Source organism: Lentilactobacillus senioris DSM 24302 = JCM 17472 (genome assembly GCF_001436555.1).
GTDB lineage: Bacteria > Bacillota > Bacilli > Lactobacillales > Lactobacillaceae > Lentilactobacillus > Lentilactobacillus senioris.
In genome coordinates this window covers 443,729-460,175 of the sequence record NZ_AYZR01000004.1, presented here as the reverse complement: position 1 = coordinate 460,175, position 16,447 = coordinate 443,729, and the positions used below count along the sequence as shown (strand labels likewise).

Here is a 16,447-nt window from a genome sequence, read left to right as displayed (position 1 = left end):
GGGAATTTTATTATGGATATGAGCAGTGAAGATCGAAACCAATTTATTAACGCCGTTAAAAAGGAAACCTCAGGTCAAATTGACTCCGCTAAAGTGATCGGTGATCGGCGCTTTGAAACCCACGAAGAAGCAGAAGCCGCACTGGGAATTGCCAAAGAAGTTGCTCCTAATAAGCATTTTGAAATTAAAGAGGCTAACGGCAAATACTACGTAGAAGTTAAGTAGCTTAATCGTTAAGCTACAACTCTAAACTTTATAAATAAAAACTGGAATCTTGACGTCAATATCAAGATTCCAGTTTTTGTTTGGTGCTATTTATTACTAGAATGGAGCCGTTAAACTTATCTAGCTTAACTATTTCTTCTTACTGGGAAGAACCAACAACCGGTATAACCACACCGTGAGTAAATAATAAACCAGATAGATCAGGACAAATATTAAAATGATCCAACCGATTTGGTAGTAAGGATCAGTCATTACCACCTTAAATAGTTGAAGGCCAAAGAGGACATCCACCACCCCTAAAATAGCTGGTAGTGTGAAGAGCACTAAAATTTCTCGGTTAATACTTTGTTTGAGTAATTTTTGTCGCGCCCCAATCTTGGCCAACATTTGGTAACGAATTTGATCCTGAGTAGCTCCGGATAAGATTTTAAACATTAAGCAACTAGCTAGCATTGCTAAGAAAGCAATTCCTAAGAAGTAGCCCACAAATTCCAAGCCCCCAAAGATGCCAATAACCAACTGATAAGTCGTGAAGGCCCCAAATCCACCAGTACCAACTGCTCTTGGGTGTTTTTGATTTTGGGAATCAGCCAGCTTAACTAGTTTTTGGTAGTTAGCTGGAATGTCTTGAACCTTCACCAAGGTTACCCGTTTAGTATTAGCCGCTAATTGGTTAAATTGGCTTTGCGAAACAAATTTTGCGTTTAGTTGCTTCTCGGTTCCCGCCAGATACCCAAACTCAGATTGTTGCCCGTTAGTTAATTTGTTAGTGGGGGTGTCTTGATACTTAGCCTGCGCATGGGCTTCATTACCAATCACCGCCGTCTGGTAAGGATGACTGGTGAACTCGGATTGGAGGTAATAAACCGTTTGGCCGACTATTTTTTGTTGATAAGTAATGGTCTTAGCATCACTTAGCCCACTAATTTGCTGCTTTTGCTGCTCGTCAGCATCATTAATCGCTAAAGTGTATGCTGATGAATTTTTGGCAATTGTGGGAATGTCACGCCGAAATCCCGTTCCAACGGTAATTGCCCCTAAAGCCATGGCAAACAACAGCGAAGTCACCGTCAAAATTTTAGTATAATCGCGAACCCGAAACATTATTTGAGACAGGGTAAAGCCGTTTAGGCCCTTAATAGCCCAGTTGGTTTTCTTTAGAGCCGATAATAATAATAGGACCACCGAATGAAAAATCAAATAACTTCCTAGGGTAATAGTAACTAAGGCGATTGGAACCGCACTTAACACTAACGTGGTGATGTTAGCCATTGCCCAATAACCAATCGCAAGTAACCCAATCCCAAGAATCGTTTGTAGAACTAACCAGCTCGGCTTAAAAACCACCCGGTCAACAGTGTCTGACTGTCGCAATAGTTTGAGAACCGGGGTCTTAATCATCCGCTGTAAGTTCATTAACGCTGCAATGATGAATAACGCCACGAATAACAATAAGGTAACTAAGATGGCCTTCGGATAAATTGGATTAAAATTGTGCATTACCAATCCTAATTGGTCCAACAACCAGCCAGAAAGCCACGCGGTAGCCAGAATTCCTAAGACAATTCCGATTGCGGTAGCTACTAACCCCACCAACAGGGTCTCTAGTACCATTAAGCGACTAACCCGGCTCTTTTTAGCTCCCAGCATCATGAATAAGCCGTAATCATGTTGCCGCATATTAAGTAAAAAACTATTGGCATACATTACATAGACTAAAGTGATTATGGCTAATAAAACTAATCCAAATATAAACATAATGGAAGCGTATTTAAAGTTAACGTTAGACTTAATCAAAGTCTCGTTAGTTGCTAAATTAGCAAACATATAAAAAATAGCTGAAGACATGACTAACCCGGTCAATAAGACCACGTAGTCTCGAATATGGCTTTTGATGTTAGCCATCGTTAATTTAACTATCATGACACCACCCTCCTTTCTACTGTTCAAACGTTCCTAGCTGTTCTAAAATATCGTGATAAAATTCTATTCGGTCGCGACCATCCCTGCTGATTTCTTTGCCGATAACCCCGTCTTTAATGAACAAAATCCGGTTACAGTAACTAGCAGAAAACGGATCATGGGTAACTAAGAGGACTGAAATATGTTGTTTACGGTTAATTTCAGTTAAGAGCTCCAATAATTCTCTGGCACTACTAGAATCCAACGCTCCAGTTGGTTCATCCCCAAATAACAGCGCTGGGTTAGCTATAATCCCGCGAGCAGCCGCTACCCGTTGTTTTTGGCCCCCGGATAATTCTGCCGGATACTTACTTAAAATATCCGTAATCGAAAGGGTTTCAGCAATTTTCTGGACAGCAGCGTTAATTGCACTACGATTAGTACCTTGCAGAGACAACGGTAATGCAATGTTTTCAAAGCTAGTGAGGGTCTCTAACAGGTTAAAATCTTGGAAGATAAACCCAATTTGCTTAGCCCGAAAGTCAGACACTTGATCTCCCCTTAACCGGGTAACGTCTTGACCGTTAATTTCTACCCGCCCACTAGTGGGCTGATCTAGCGTTGCAAGCATGTTTAACAAAGTAGTCTTCCCGGAGCCGGAAGCCCCCATGATACCGACAAAATCTCCTGGTTGCATTGTGAAATTAATGCCCTTCAAGGCCTCGTATTGCTTTTCACCTTTACGACCATAGGTTTTTCGCAAGTCCGTTACTTTAATAATTGGTTGTTCTGTCATAGTAATCTCCTCGATCCTAGTTTGTTTGTTGGTTAATCACTTGTGTAACTAACTATATTGGTATTCAATTTAAAAGTCAACTATTTTTCAGTAGTAACCTTGTTACACCCCCAGTTTACGTTATTTCATTCGAACTCACGAGCATTTAGCCCTATAATTCAATTAATGAAGTTGGGAGGTACCCAGATGAAGTTAATCGCTATTAACGCCCTAAATAAACATCTCAAATCTTTTTGGAAGCGACCAAATGATCAGCGAATTACCCTTTTAACGTTTAAAAAAGATCGTTCGTTAACCGTAGTGGGAATTGAAAATACCATTACCATTATAGAAACCGGCTATCGTCACCAAACTTATTCTGAATTAACCATCGCAGAGGCCAAGCATCAATTTAAGCATAGTTTTGCCACTGAATTTCCACGAAGCCATAATGTATACTTTGAACAGTATAAGAAAAACTAAACTAAAATGACTATACAAGTGTCATGATTAGCATTAGGCTAATAGTAGAGAAAGTGAGGTATTGCACATGCTTAATAATATTGAAGACACAGTCACTTTGGCTAACGGCGTCAAAATGCCCAGACTCGGGTTAGGCGTCTGGCAAGCAGCCCCCGAAGACACGATTAACGCGGTTAAAACCGCCATTGAAACTGGCTACCTATTAATTGATACCGCCAAAGCTTACGGCAATGAAGCCGAAGTTGGTGAAGGAATCAAAGCCGGACTAGCTGCTACCGGCAAAAGCCGAGAAGATTTATTTATCACCACTAAGTTAGCTAATGCGGACCAAGGTTATGAATCTACCCTAGAAAACTTCCAAGCTAGCTTGGACAGGCTACAACTTGATTATCTGGATCTCTACTTAATTCACTGGCCAGTCGCTGGCAAGTGGGCCGAAACCTGGCGGGCGTTTGAAAAACTATATAACGACGGCAGAGTTAGAGCGATTGGGGTTTGCAACTTCACCGAAGCTACCATGCAATCTTTAATCGCCCAAAGTGAAATTAAACCGATGGTCAACCAAATCGAATACCATCCCCTCTTGCAACAACCTGAATTGAAACAATATTTGGATGCTCAAGGGATTCAGGCCGAAGCCTGGTCCCCACTTGGCGGTACTGGTGGTAACTTGATGCAAAATCCAATCATTGGCGACATCGCCTTAAAGCACCACAAGTCACCTGCTCAAGTTTTAATTAGATGGGATCTTCAAAACAGTTACGTTACGATTCCGAAATCAGTTCACCCAGAATATATTCAAGCTAACGCCGATGTGTTCGATTTTGAGTTAGATTCCGACGATTTGTGTCAATTAAAGGCCTTAGACCAACATTTAAGAACTAGTTACTGGTTAACCACCTTTGATTGGTACACCGGTAACGAACAATAAATTACTAAAACCAAAACGCTTAGCATTCCCCGCTACGTTTTGGTTTTTTATTTTAGTCGCCAAACTGGTAAATTGACGTGGGCCAGACTCTTTCGTACGCTATACGTAAATAAAGTTTGAAAGGGGCGAGGCCAGATGCACAAATTTATCAAGGAGCTGGGCTATGGTGTGGGGTTAGGAATTATTACAGCGCTTATTATTGTTCTATTTACTAGTTTAGTTCACTGGGGAACTTGGCTACTTTGGGAATTTTTGCCGGCAGAATTAGGCCAACCGGTATTTTGGCCACTACTCATTGGTTTAGTGGGTGGCTTGGTGGTCGGACTTCTCCAAAAATACGTTGGCCCCTATCCTTACCATATGCAAGAAACCCTAAAAAGGACTAAGCAGCCTCAATTTTACCGGGGCAAAACCTGGCGTAATTTTGTAAACGCCATAGTGATCTTAATTTTTGGAGCGGGGGTCGGACCAGAAGCGGCCTTAGTTGCGATCGTAGCTTGCTTTGTAGTTTGGATTAATGATCGACTGCAGTACGCTGATTCTAATCCTGAGTTTTTGACCACCAACGGTCTTGGAGCGGTGATGGCCCTTGTCTTCACCAATCCCTTCTTTGGTCTGTCGGAACAAATCGATCACGAACCAGCCAAAACCAAATCCGCTGCCCACTACGCTGTTAACATTGCGACCATCGCTAGTGCTTGGTTAGTTTTTTCTACGCTGCAAAAATTGGTGAGCACTCCTTTTTTCCACCTACGTTTTCAACACTTTAACTGGTCTTGGAGCTGGTTATGGGCCGGATTATTAGCCTTTGTCTTAGCTGAAGCTTATAGTTGGTTGTACTTTCAAGCCATCAAACCGCTTGAAGCCCTTGGTAAACTGCCACAACCGATTTGGCTGGCTCTGTTAGGTGGGTTAGTTTTAGGTCTCACTGGAATGTGGTCTTCCTATTTATTATTTTCTGGCGAAGAAAGCATCGTCACCCTATTACAAAACTACTCTAAAATGTCCGTAGGCTTTTTGATCATCTTAGGCATTGGCAAAATGCTCTTAGCAATTTTTTATAATGCCACTGGTTGGCGTGGGGGTGATATTTTCCCTAATATTTTCGGATCAATTTGCTTAGGGTTAGCCGTCGGAGTCGCCTTGGGACTGCCAGTTATTGCAGTAGCAACGGTCTCTTGCGCGGTGATTTTAACTAACATTATGCAAAAACCATTATTGGTTTGTGGGCTGTTAATCTTAGTTTTACCACTATCACTATTTCCGATAGTGGTAGTTAGTAGCTTAGCCAGTGCTGGAGTACACAAACTACTGCCCCGTTCTGAATCTGCCGCCTAATTAACGGTTTAGCACTTGTATTTAGTAAGTAATAGTGCTAGGTTAAAGGTACTCAAATTTTCGGGAGGTAGCTTATGGCCGTGCACGATGTTAACTTTAGTACCTATGTTGGTTTAGAAATCATCGCCGACAAATGGAACGCCTTGATTTTAACACAACTGACTTCAGAATTTATTCCGTTTATGGAATTAAGAACCGCCATTCGGGGGATCTCGACCTTTAACTTTTTACTTAAATTAGAACAACTGGAAGAACTTAATTTAGTGGCTAGTAATACCGATTATGAATACCGGCTCACAGCAAATGGTCAACAAATCCAACGAATATTAGCCCACATTGAAACGCTAGGTCGCCAAGCTCTCAACCATTTGGCTACCGAAGTAAACTAAAAGCCACCAATCAAATGATTGGTGGCTTTTATTACGATTGGCGAATATTCTCTACTATTAATTGGCCAGTTGAGTTGGTTGTGAGCTCCCACACCTCAGTAAAGCGTTGAATTAACGCTTCATCTTGCTTGAACTGATTATACTGTTCAGATTGGTGCGGATATTCAAAGTAGTCTTTGGCTTGCGCAACCACCACTACATGAGTGGCGTGGGGATCGCTGAATTCTTGTTGTAAATCAACAATGGCCACGTTATCTAGCCGATTGATTTTACCTTCTTTTTGCCAATTAGTCAGAATTCGTTTTTGCTTGTCATAGTAGTCCGGGGTCATTAATTTCACTAACTGTTCCTGATCAGTTTGGGACCAAGCGGATTCCACCGTATAAAATAATTCTTCGAATTGGGCAGCTAGCTGCGGATCAATCGGGCCCACATCATGAGGCAGGTTACGTTCGAACTGCCGTTGCTTGTAGCGATTACGTCCCGCTAAAATTCCAATGAATCCTAACGGAGCTAGCAATGCCCAGCCAGCACCGCGACCATAGCCGCGGCCGCCGTAATAGCCGCCACCGTAACTGCTAGTGCCGCCACCAACATAGGTACTACCGCCGCCTCCAGTACTTCCACCAGCACTACCGCCGCCACCGGTGGAACCACCGGCACGGGCAAATGCTGGTAAAGCCGGCATCCATAGCAGTACAACTAAGCAGCCGATAATTGTTAACCATTTTTTCATGTAATTTAACTCCAAATTTAGTTTCGACTAGAACATTATCCCACAATCATTTTAACTTGACTGCATTTTTTCAAATTTAATTGGATCGTAACCGACTGATTGCTGGTATTAATTAAATAAGTTTAAAGTCACTGTAAAAGCTTGCTTTTCGGATGGAAACTGGTAAAATCATTTTTCAAATAAAAGAATTATGGAGGAACTTTAATTGACCCTTAACCTGTTTAGTCACAATCCGTTACGCTTTATTATTTCAACCGTACTAATCGTTCTTAGTCTGGTTTTAGCATGGCGGTTAATCTTAGCAGCAGTGGTTGTAGCTGCGGTTGTCGGCATCTTCTTTTTCGTCCGTAATCGTATTCAAACCCGTCAAGCTAATACCAAGGCCCAGGAATCCCCTCAGGCTGAATTTTTCCGTGACGACACTCCTCATCCTGAACGTAAAATCCTCAAGAATGTCGAAGAAAATGACCTATAGTATTTTTAAAATAATAAGTGCCCTTGGGGACAACCTTTAATATCTTTATGATAATGGGTGCCCTTGGGGACAACCTTTAATATCTTTATGATAATGGGTGCCATTGGGGACAACCATATCAATCCAAAAGAGCCGGAAAACTTTCCGGCTCTTTTTTACGCACTCGCAATCTGATTAAATTTATCCACAGCGGTAGCTTTTCCTACCACGGTCAGTCTATCATCCAACATTAATTCTGTGTCTGGACTAGGAGATACGTGGACTTGATCTTGGTGACTAATGGCAATTACCGTTACCTGATAACGATCATTTAACGCCAATTGTCTTAAAGTTTGACCCACTAACTGCTTGTTTTCTAACCGAACGTCAGACAAAGAAACATCTTTGTTCAGCATCAAATAATGCAAAATATTGGGTTCCAAAATTCGTTCCGCTACTCGCCGTCCCATATCCACTTCTGGTTGAATTACTTGATCGGCACCAACCTTTTTCAACACTCGCGCGTGCAATGGTGATTCTGCCTTGCAGATTACATTTTTTGCACCTAATTCTTTCATGATCAAGGTGGCCATGATACTAGCCTGCATGTTTTGACCGATGCAGATAAAGACGTGGTCAAATTGGCCTAACGCCAAATTTTTCATCGCAATCTCATCAGTAGCATCCGCAATCACTGCTTGAGTAACTAGCGGAGCATAATCATCGATCACCGTTTCGTTACTATCAATTGCTAACACTTCTTGGCCTCGTTTAACTAAGGTCTTACAAATACTGCCGCCAAACAGACCTAACCCGATAACCGCATAATTTTTTGCTGCTTGCTTAGCCAATTAACACACTCTCCTCTGGATAACGATAACCATCGTCGAGATGGTTAGAATTTAATACTGCGTACATAACGGTGTAGATTCCGACCCGACCGATAAACATCATAAAGATAATGACTAGTTGTCCCCAAACGGTTAGGTCCGGGGTCAGTCCCAACGTCGCTCCGGTCGTTCCAAATGCCGTTAGTACTTCAAATAAAATATACTCAAGACCCACATTTTGGGGCACCGTTTCAGTAGCAGCCATAATCATAACTGCTACTACTACCAAAGCCAGCGCAATAAAAAACATGGTCATAGCGTGCGCAACATTTTGGCGGGTAAATCTACGATGAGCAAAGGTGGCATCTCGCTTGCCACGTAAAGTAGCCATTCCTTGGATAATCAATACCCCAGCTGTGGTGGTTTTGATTCCCCCAGCGGTTGATCCAGGCGTTCCCCCAATAAACATTAAGACCATGGTGAAAACAATGCCGGCCATGGATAAATGTGCAAACGGAATGGTATCAAAGCCTGCCGTTCTAGGAGTGACCGCCAAAAATAAGGTATTAACAAATCTTTGCACTGGCGTTAGCTGAGACAGTTGCTGAGCATTTTGTTCTGTAAATAAATACACCACGACACTGAGTCCCAGCAAAATCCCAGATGTGGTCAGCGCCAATTTAGTATGTAACGTTAAATGGTGTTGTTTGCGGTAGGCTAATAAATCAGCCAAAACTAAGAAACCAAACGAGCCGCTAATAATCAACAGCATAATTACAATCAAAACATAGGGATCAGTAGCGAAATTTTCTAAACTATTCCCGAATAAATCAAATCCTGCGTTACAAAAAGCTGAAATAGCGTGAAAAAAGCTATACCACATTCCCTTACCTAGTCCGTATCGTGGAATGAAATCAAATGATAGCAACACCGCTCCCACCATTTGGACCCCAAAAGAAAACGAAACGATCCAGCGAATTAATGCGATCTGGGATAAGCTCACCAGATTTAGTGATTCTTGCGCCATCAGCTGAGTAGACAGATCCAAATGACGCCTGGTAGACATGAACAGTAATACTACGAAAGTCATAAAACCTAGTCCACCAATTTCAATCAAAGCTAAAATCACTAGTTTGCCAAAAATAGTCCAATGCGCTGCAGTATTCACAACGGTCAAGCCAGTTACGCAAGTTGCTGAGGTGGCCGTAAACAACGCGTGAATCAAACTGGTAGATTCGTGCGCCGATACGGGCAGCATCAACAACCCAGTCCCTAAAACAATGAAACCAATAAAACCTAATGTTAGCCCCTGCACCAATGACAGTCGGTGTTGGGTAAGTTTTTTAAACATGGAACAACTACCTCCCGTTAGTTTAAGTTTAACAAACCTAAAGCCAATTGGGGAATAAAGTCGTAGAAATTCCACTCGTTCATTCGATCAGATACAATTACCTGTAAACTAAGAAATGAGGTGGCAAAATGATTGCTAAAACCCGGATCATGTTTTACGTAGATAATGTTCAAACCATCAGTGAATTCTGGCAGACTAATTTGAAAGCTCAGGTAGTGGAAAACTTAGAATTACCAGAAAAGTTTGTCGGTACGGTGTTACAATTATCCCCAACTACCGAATTAGCACTCTTTTCCAAAGAATTTATTCGCAAATATTCCCCAGAAGTCTTGGACAACCTTCCATCGTTAATGTTATTTGTGGATAACTTTGAACAATTACACGCCCAGCTTCCCAATACCGGTGTAATTATGGCGGATAACGATATTGCCACTTTTAATTTTAGTGATCCTGAAGGCAATTATTTTGTTATTGCAAAGAATAGCTAAGTTTTCCACATGGGGATAAGTGCAAATAAAAAAGAGCTAACCCTAACTGTTCTTTTTTAATATATTTACGTTAGCCAATTGCTTTCATTTTATCGGCATTGAACTATAATGAGGATAATCTTGATTTGGGGGAATCTAATATGACAATGCTTGATGTAAAAGGATCTATTAATAATTTAACAACTACAACGGAGCAACACTTCAATTATATTCAGCAGCAACGCTCGTTTACCCGGGCATTTCCCATTCATTTTGAACTAGCCTATACTGACTTTCGGGTTATTGAGGTAGCTTTGCAATTAACTGGCGAGCAAAATCACGCCTTACTTGCCTCGTTTGCTGCAGCGTACGAAGCCGTTTACCAGTATGAGGATGCTTATGCTACTGGAGGCTTAGAAGGTTTTAACGATAAATTTGCTAACAACTTAAACGATTATCGGCAAGCCAAGGCCAAGCTCTTAACTATTATTGACGAAATTAACAAACTTCAACCTTAATTTAAAAATCCCAGCAGTCGTAATGATTGCCGGGATTTTTTTGACATTCTTTGGTTACTTCACCTTAAAGTTCGATTTAAAAATATAGCGACATTTCGGACACCGGTTCAATCCATAATGAATTGTCATACTACGCCCGCAATGAGGACAATTTCCAGAAATACTACGTTCATGTAATTGTGAAATATTGGTAGTCACGGTTGAGGTTCCTTTCGTGAATAAATTTCAGTCTTTCAGCTTCCCATCCACCATCGTATACACTCGATCAGCTTCCGCCAATAGGTCATCATCATGGGTCACCATGATCACAGCAACTTTGTGTTCCTTGGCTTGGTTTTTTAATGTTTGAACCACCTGAAAGGCACGCTTAGAATCTAATGCCGCTGTCGGTTCATCCGCAAAAATAACCGCTGGATGATTGTACAGCGCTCGGGCAATGGCCACTCGTTGTCTCTGCCCACCTGATAAATTGGCAGGTAAACTGGCGCGCTCGCTGGCTACTCCCAACTCATTTAACAACTGTTCAGCGTAACCATCGTGATCTTGCTTGCTAATCAGATCGACTAATTCAAATTGTTCTCCGACCGTCAAAAACGGAATTAAATTTGAAGACTGCAAAACAAATCCGTACTGATCAAATCTAACTTGGCCACGTTGTTTTTCCGTCATCTTGCTTAGATCTTGTCCCTTTAATAATACTTGGCCATTTGTTGGGGTTAATAATCCCCCCATCATTGTTAATAAGGTAGTTTTCCCGGAGCCTGAAGGACCAGTTAAAATAATGAATTCGCCAGCATCAACGGTTAGATCTAACGGTGCCACTGCAGTAGTTGCTGTCTCGTTGCTCCCGAAGGTTTTGCTCACTTGTTTTAACTCTAGTACTGCCATTATGCTGTCCCCCCAATCGCACTAATTGGATCAATTTTAAGAATTTGCCGAATTGAAAAGATAGACCCCAAAACAACCATAATTAGTAAACCGATAGAAAAACCGCCTACCAACAAACCATTATTCGCATACGGTATTGCCGCAGGTAAAACTAGCACTGTTAACTGGTTAGCAATCAGGCCTAAGCCAATACCAATAATTCCTAAGATTAAAGCCTGCGCCACAATACTATTCACTAAAATTCTGCTACTAATTCCCTGCGCACGCATGATTCCATAAACACTAATTTTTTGAACCGTCAAAATATACATAAAAATTCCCACGATAAATAACACAATGACAAACAATGAACCAATCATCAAACTAAAGGTTGAGTTTTGAGCACTATATCCCGGAATATTGTTAATTAACGTTTTGGGAGTGATCACTTCGGCATTAGTAATTCGCTTAATATCGGATTGCTTTTTGTATACAATGCCACTGATATTACCTGCATTAGCATTAGTATATTTAAGTTGATTATATGTTTGCAAAGTAGTGAAAACCACCGGTAATGTCCCGTATAAATTGTCCTGAGTTAACCCCACCACCCGGTAGCGCTGCTTACTTCCGTTAATTTTTAACCTATCTCCCAGTTTAACTTTACCGTCATTAAACTGTTCATCAACTACTACTTGGTTATTAGACCGCACTTGATGACCCTTCACTAATTTCGGTTTAATAAAGCTCTGAAAGTTAATTCCAAAAATAGTAGCATCAATGTTATCATCACCGCCGTTTAAGGTCGCTACCGCGTTCATTTCTCCTACTGGTGCCTGATTGGAGTTTAATTGCTTTAAATTGATTCCTGAAAGGGTTGAAGCCGCTAAATTACTGTCGGCATATTTACTGATACTGACTCGGTTAGCATCCCATTGATCAACCGCTAGCCGGTTGTTAGAAGCAAGCCCATAAGCTAATCCCGTAAGAAAATAAATCAAATATGCAATTAAAAAAAGCATCAAGATCACCAGTCCATAACGGCCCTTATTAGCTTTTAATTCATGTGTCGCTAAATACATAACACGAGATCCTCCTCTCCTACAACGAAGTTTAATCAATTGTACAACATTGAAACCGTTTGCTAAAGCTTAAAAAATAAAAAGGTATTTCCCCCGAAATACCTTTTTAGTCAATATTTAGATTACTGTTTATCCTTCGCAATCGACTTAGCAACCAATCTAGCAAAGTAGCGAACCCCAGTATTATTAGGATGAATACCATCACTAGTAAACCAGCCCGGATGCTTTTTAGCCAAACTGTACCAATCAATAATGTGAAGATTCTTATGCTTCTTAGAAGCGGCAATAATTGTACTGTTAACTTCGTTTTGCCAACTTCTATTTGGAACATAGGCGGTAGTCCAGTAAACATCACATTTCTTACCAACAGCGTCCATAACGGCTTCGACCTGATCGGAAGTAACTGTTCCGTTAGTTCCTAGGTTCAATAGCAAGTTGTTGCTAATTTTACCACTGCTTGCCATTTGCTGAACGATAGATTGGGCCGCATCCATTTGACGTCCAACCTGTCCATCTACGACAGCTCCTGGGAAGAGTTGTTGCAAGCCACCTGAAATATCAATCATAACGGAATCCCCTACACTGGTTAAAGGAGTATGTTGCAAAGTGACCATTTCCTGAGCAGTGATTCCGTATTCTTTCATAACTTTGCGTTTCTTAGCTGACAAGTGCTTAATTGCTTGCTTTTCTAACTTTCGATTATGTGCAAACTTCTTAGCCTGAGCTGCTTGCTTCTTTTGAAGCAATTCTGCCTTTTGGTTTTTCTTATCTGCAGCAGCTTGCCGGGCAGTAATCGTCTTCTTTAACGAGTCAGCAGTAGATTGTTCTGGTTTAGTAGCCATTCCCACAAAGGTCAAAACAACCATTACAGCCATAATAGCAGCAGTTACTGCTCTAGTTGGGTTCTTTAAGCTGGCACCTAATTGATGCCAATCAAAATGTTTAAGAGGTGTTTCAATGTAGCGGTAACTTAACTCACTAATTAAAAGAATAATCGCTACTTGAATCAGAGCATTAATCACCGGATGGTTACCAATACTCTTCACACTATTTTCGTAGAAAATCATTACGGGGAATTGGTAAACATAGATCCCGTAACTGCGTTTACCGATATAAGTGAATACCGGATTAGTTAACCACTGATTCCAATGACTAGCTGGATGGACAATAATAGCAACGAATAAAGTTGCCAAAAGTGAGAAGATAAACATTCCGCCATGGTAAGCCCAAGCATCTGAACCGGACATGGTGATATAGTAATAAATCATCCCTAGCATCAACAGCAAGCCCACTCCGTCAAACGTCAAGCGGCTTCCCTTGCTAGCATTTTCTGACAATTTATGAATTGGCCAGATGAACGCCAATGATGCTCCCAATAATAATGCGAAAAAGCGGGTATCAGTACCGTAATATACTCGGTTAATATTGTTAGGATCATACAAAATCGCCATTTCTACAGCTGACGCAATCGCACCTACAAATAAAATCAAGGCTGATTGCCACCGTTTCTTAGTAATGGTTAATAACAAAATAATTACAAAGGGCCAAATTAAATAGAATTGGCCTTCTAAAGACAATGTCCATAAGTGAGTAAATGGTGATTCCCCCATTGCCCGATCAAAATACGATTGGCCATGGCCAATTTCAAACCAGTTATACACAAAGGTTAGATTAGTGGCCAGAGTGGCCTTGATATTAGTTAATAGTGACCGATTAAATAACGTAATGTAAGCCGTGGTTGCCACCAAAACGGTCACTAACGTTGGATACAACCTGGATATTCTTCGCTTCAAAAATGCCCAAATATGTAATGAGCGTTCATTGTCCCAATCCAACAACATAAAGTAGGTTACCAAATAACCAGCTAATACTAAGAAAATTGGAACCCCTAAGAACCCCCCTTGAAGAGCTGACGGAGCCAAATGAAAGACAATCACACCAATAACCGCTAAGGTCCTTAGACCATCAATTCCTGAAATATAACGTCGTTTATGCGTTTTTTTTGCCATTTGTTGATTTCGCCATTCTGCACGTTTCATAATTCTTTTCCTCTAGACTTTCTTTCCCCAAAAATTATTAATTACTTAATTAAATTTACCATATTAGAACTATGATAGGGGGTAAATCTAAATATTTAAAAAAACCATAATATTTTCAATTATTCTTTACAATTGAACTTGACTAGGTCAATCGTTTTACTTCTCTATATGTAAATAATTCTGACATAATATTACGATCTTCAATTTCACAAGAATTAATAACCAATGAGTTTTTATAATGATAATTAAATGATATAGCCATTAGTAATAACTAAATATTTATTTTAGCTATTGCAACAAAAATTATATTAAAATAACTACCTTTAAAAGGATAACACATAAAACGGAAATTAATAAAATTCATTACTCTAATAATTTGACCTATTAAAAAAGTGCCCTATTTTATCAACTGGCACCTTTTCGTAGAGTTTATTTCAATTAATATTCCTTCGCGTTCGCACTAATCTCTAAGCAAGAATTAGTTTCATGACAGTTAGGGCACTTCAATTTGCGAGTAGCAAGCGTGTGAGCTGAGAAAAAGAAGGCCTTTTTAGTTGGTCGAAAAATGAAGCCGCAATTGGGGCAAACGTAAGCGACCCGGTGGTACATAAAATTAACTAACCAGGTAGCACCTAAAACAGCAAGCACGATGGCACCGATGAACCACCCCCACTGACCGGTTCGCAAACTAACCACAAACGCCACTACTTCCACGATATCAATTGCAATTCCCGCCGCAAATAAAACGGTTCTAGTGTTACGCAAATCTTTCTTATTTTGCATAATGTCCCCCATTTCTCCGATACTAGTGATCGGTAAATCATTTAAATGACTTAAATATGGCTGCAGAGCTTTTATAGTTTCCACTGATTCTTTAGCAGCATCAATTTCGGTTTTAAATTCCTGCAACTGTTTATCTAAACGATCCTGAATAAATTCACCGGGGTTTTCTTGCCTGAGAATTTCACGAATATCAGCTAATCGGAAACCGAGAACCTTGAGGAGCGCAAAGGCAAGAAATAATTTCAAATTTATTTTTATTGCCTTAGAGTCAACTTTAGGGATTATAGTAAGAACAATTAATTTTGAAAGGAGAATCATTATGCCAAAGAATTTAATTATTTACTTTTCGGCAACTGGAATAACCCAAGAGGCTGCTCAGCAATTAAAACAACTAATTAATGCTGATTTAATTCAACTTGAACCAGTACATGGATTTTCTGATGATTACGAAAGTATCGTTGCCTGGGGTAAGCAACAATTAGACAATCAACAGCACCCCCAAATTAAAACTAAATTACCAGATTTAACTACCTACCAAACTGTTTATATTGGTTTTCCAACTTGGTGGCAGCAACCGCCGATGATTATCCATTCTCTATTTGATGAAGCCGATTTTAAAGATAAAACTATTGTCCCCTTCACAACTAGCATGAGTACCCCACTATCTGATTCTTTACCTTACTTGAGAAAAATGAGTAAGAGCAGTGGAGCAACGTTAGCAGGAGGATTTCGTTATACTAATAAAAATGATCTAAAAAACTTTTTGTTAAAAAATAGTAGTTACTAACTGAAAAAAACAATTTAGATAATCAACTCATTAGCGTCAAATTAGTGACCGCTGGTGACCATTTCATCATACGGTATCGCAAGTTATCAAAAAAAGAGACCCTCTCACATTGGGGTGTACCCCTAAAGTTAAAGTATTTTTACTTCAACTTTAGGGGTATGGCACAAGTCGAAGGGGGCTTTTATTTTAGTTTGAGGTTTGCATACCTACTTAAAAAAGTAGGGCAGCAAAACGTCAAACAGGTATCAGCTAATTGCACCATAGGGTGCGCTGATACTCGGCTCAAAAGAGCCGACAGATCCGTCTGCAAGACCCCTCGGCGAGCCCACCTTTACGAAGTAAAGTATAGTGGGTTATACTTTACTTGGAAGTAATCACCGAATTCCAGTTAGAAACCATTTTGTAACTACGTTTTGAGGAGGAGTAAAATGCTTTCTTACGTCCGGCATTACCCACTAGCGATAGCTAAATTAATGTGTCTGTGCTCCCC

At 40.4% G+C, this 16,447-nt stretch carries 18 protein-coding genes; 9 read left to right on the top strand and 9 right to left on the bottom strand.

The annotated features are described in order from the left end of the window. Window positions 1-12: 12 nt before the first annotated feature. The gene (locus FC56_RS02505; protein WP_054671647.1) at window positions 13-225 is read left to right on the top strand and encodes a hypothetical protein; all 213 of its coding nucleotides are present in this window, start codon (window positions 13-15) and stop codon (window positions 223-225) included. A gap of 129 nt (window positions 226-354) precedes the next feature. Here the strand turns inward: FC56_RS02505 and FC56_RS02500 are convergent, their stop codons facing one another. Further along, window positions 355-2,148: an FtsX-like permease family protein gene (locus FC56_RS02500; protein ID WP_056977852.1), complete on the bottom strand. Its 1,794-nt coding sequence runs from the start codon at window positions 2,146-2,148 to the stop codon at window positions 355-357. A gap of 16 nt (window positions 2,149-2,164) precedes the next feature. Next, window positions 2,165-2,923 (bottom strand): ABC transporter ATP-binding protein, encoded by a 759-nt coding sequence (locus tag FC56_RS02495; protein WP_056977850.1) that lies wholly within the window; start codon window positions 2,921-2,923, stop codon window positions 2,165-2,167. 186 nt (window positions 2,924-3,109) lie between these two features. Between FC56_RS02495 and FC56_RS02490 the strand changes: the two genes are divergently transcribed. From FC56_RS02490 to FC56_RS02475, 4 genes are all read left to right on the top strand, one after another. After that, the gene (locus tag FC56_RS02490) at window positions 3,110-3,385 is read left to right on the top strand and encodes a hypothetical protein (protein WP_054671644.1); all 276 of its coding nucleotides are present in this window, start codon (window positions 3,110-3,112) and stop codon (window positions 3,383-3,385) included. A gap of 67 nt (window positions 3,386-3,452) precedes the next feature. Beyond that, window positions 3,453-4,316, top strand: coding sequence for an aldo/keto reductase (locus tag FC56_RS02485; protein WP_056977848.1), 864 nt, complete (start codon window positions 3,453-3,455; stop codon window positions 4,314-4,316). Window positions 4,317-4,451: 135 nt separating this feature from the next. After that, on the top strand, window positions 4,452-5,654 hold the full coding sequence (locus tag FC56_RS02480) for a chloride channel protein (RefSeq protein WP_056977846.1): 1,203 nt from the start codon (window positions 4,452-4,454) through the stop codon (window positions 5,652-5,654). Window positions 5,655-5,728: 74 nt separating this feature from the next. Continuing rightward, window positions 5,729-6,043, top strand: coding sequence for a winged helix-turn-helix transcriptional regulator (locus FC56_RS02475; protein WP_056977844.1), 315 nt, complete (start codon window positions 5,729-5,731; stop codon window positions 6,041-6,043). 31 nt (window positions 6,044-6,074) lie between these two features. Here the strand turns inward: FC56_RS02475 and FC56_RS02470 are convergent, their stop codons facing one another. Continuing rightward, window positions 6,075-6,779, bottom strand: coding sequence for a Tim44 domain-containing protein (locus FC56_RS02470; protein ID WP_056977842.1), 705 nt, complete (start codon window positions 6,777-6,779; stop codon window positions 6,075-6,077). 205 nt (window positions 6,780-6,984) lie between these two features. Here FC56_RS02470 and FC56_RS02465 point away from each other — a divergent pair, with 205 nt between their 5' ends. Continuing rightward, window positions 6,985-7,254: a hypothetical protein gene (locus FC56_RS02465; protein ID WP_054671632.1), complete on the top strand. Its 270-nt coding sequence runs from the start codon at window positions 6,985-6,987 to the stop codon at window positions 7,252-7,254. Window positions 7,255-7,409: 155 nt separating this feature from the next. On the opposite strand, the gene FC56_RS02460 is transcribed toward FC56_RS02465, so the two are convergent. Then, the gene (locus FC56_RS02460; RefSeq protein WP_054671629.1) at window positions 7,410-8,084 is read right to left on the bottom strand and encodes a potassium channel family protein; all 675 of its coding nucleotides are present in this window, start codon (window positions 8,082-8,084) and stop codon (window positions 7,410-7,412) included. Beyond that, a complete protein-coding gene (locus FC56_RS02455) occupies window positions 8,077-9,414 on the bottom strand; it encodes a TrkH family potassium uptake protein (RefSeq protein ID WP_056977840.1) in 1,338 nt (445 codons plus the stop codon). Before FC56_RS02455 ends, FC56_RS02460 begins: the two co-directional genes overlap by 8 nt. A 128-nt stretch (window positions 9,415-9,542) precedes the next feature. Here FC56_RS02455 and FC56_RS02450 point away from each other — a divergent pair, with 128 nt between their 5' ends. Continuing rightward, a complete protein-coding gene (locus FC56_RS02450) occupies window positions 9,543-9,902 on the top strand; it encodes a VOC family protein (protein ID WP_054671627.1) in 360 nt (119 codons plus the stop codon). Window positions 9,903-10,048: 146 nt separating this feature from the next. Further along, window positions 10,049-10,399: a hypothetical protein gene (locus FC56_RS02445; RefSeq protein ID WP_054671697.1), complete on the top strand. Its 351-nt coding sequence runs from the start codon at window positions 10,049-10,051 to the stop codon at window positions 10,397-10,399. A 225-nt stretch (window positions 10,400-10,624) separates the two neighbouring features. Here FC56_RS02445 and FC56_RS02440 read toward each other — a convergent pair whose 3' ends face one another. The 4 genes from FC56_RS02440 to FC56_RS02425 all read right to left on the bottom strand — a co-directional run bounded on the left by FC56_RS02440 (window position 10,625) and on the right by FC56_RS02425 (window position 15,296). Continuing rightward, a complete protein-coding gene (locus FC56_RS02440) occupies window positions 10,625-11,287 on the bottom strand; it encodes an ABC transporter ATP-binding protein (protein WP_056977838.1) in 663 nt (220 codons plus the stop codon). Beyond that, the gene (locus FC56_RS02435) at window positions 11,287-12,348 is read right to left on the bottom strand and encodes an ABC transporter permease family protein (RefSeq protein ID WP_056977836.1); all 1,062 of its coding nucleotides are present in this window, start codon (window positions 12,346-12,348) and stop codon (window positions 11,287-11,289) included. Before FC56_RS02435 ends, FC56_RS02440 begins: the two co-directional genes overlap by 1 nt. Window positions 12,349-12,470: 122 nt before the next feature. Then, window positions 12,471-14,387, bottom strand: coding sequence for an acyltransferase family protein (locus FC56_RS02430; protein ID WP_056977834.1), 1,917 nt, complete (start codon window positions 14,385-14,387; stop codon window positions 12,471-12,473). 438 nt (window positions 14,388-14,825) lie between these two features. Then, window positions 14,826-15,296, bottom strand: a complete 471-nt coding sequence (locus FC56_RS02425) for a hypothetical protein (protein ID WP_147649659.1) — start codon at window positions 15,294-15,296, stop codon at window positions 14,826-14,828. A 193-nt stretch (window positions 15,297-15,489) separates the two neighbouring features. Between FC56_RS02425 and FC56_RS02420 the strand changes: the two genes are divergently transcribed. Then, a complete protein-coding gene (locus FC56_RS02420) occupies window positions 15,490-15,957 on the top strand; it encodes a flavodoxin (RefSeq protein WP_056977830.1) in 468 nt (155 codons plus the stop codon). Window positions 15,958-16,447: the final 490 nt, after the last annotated feature.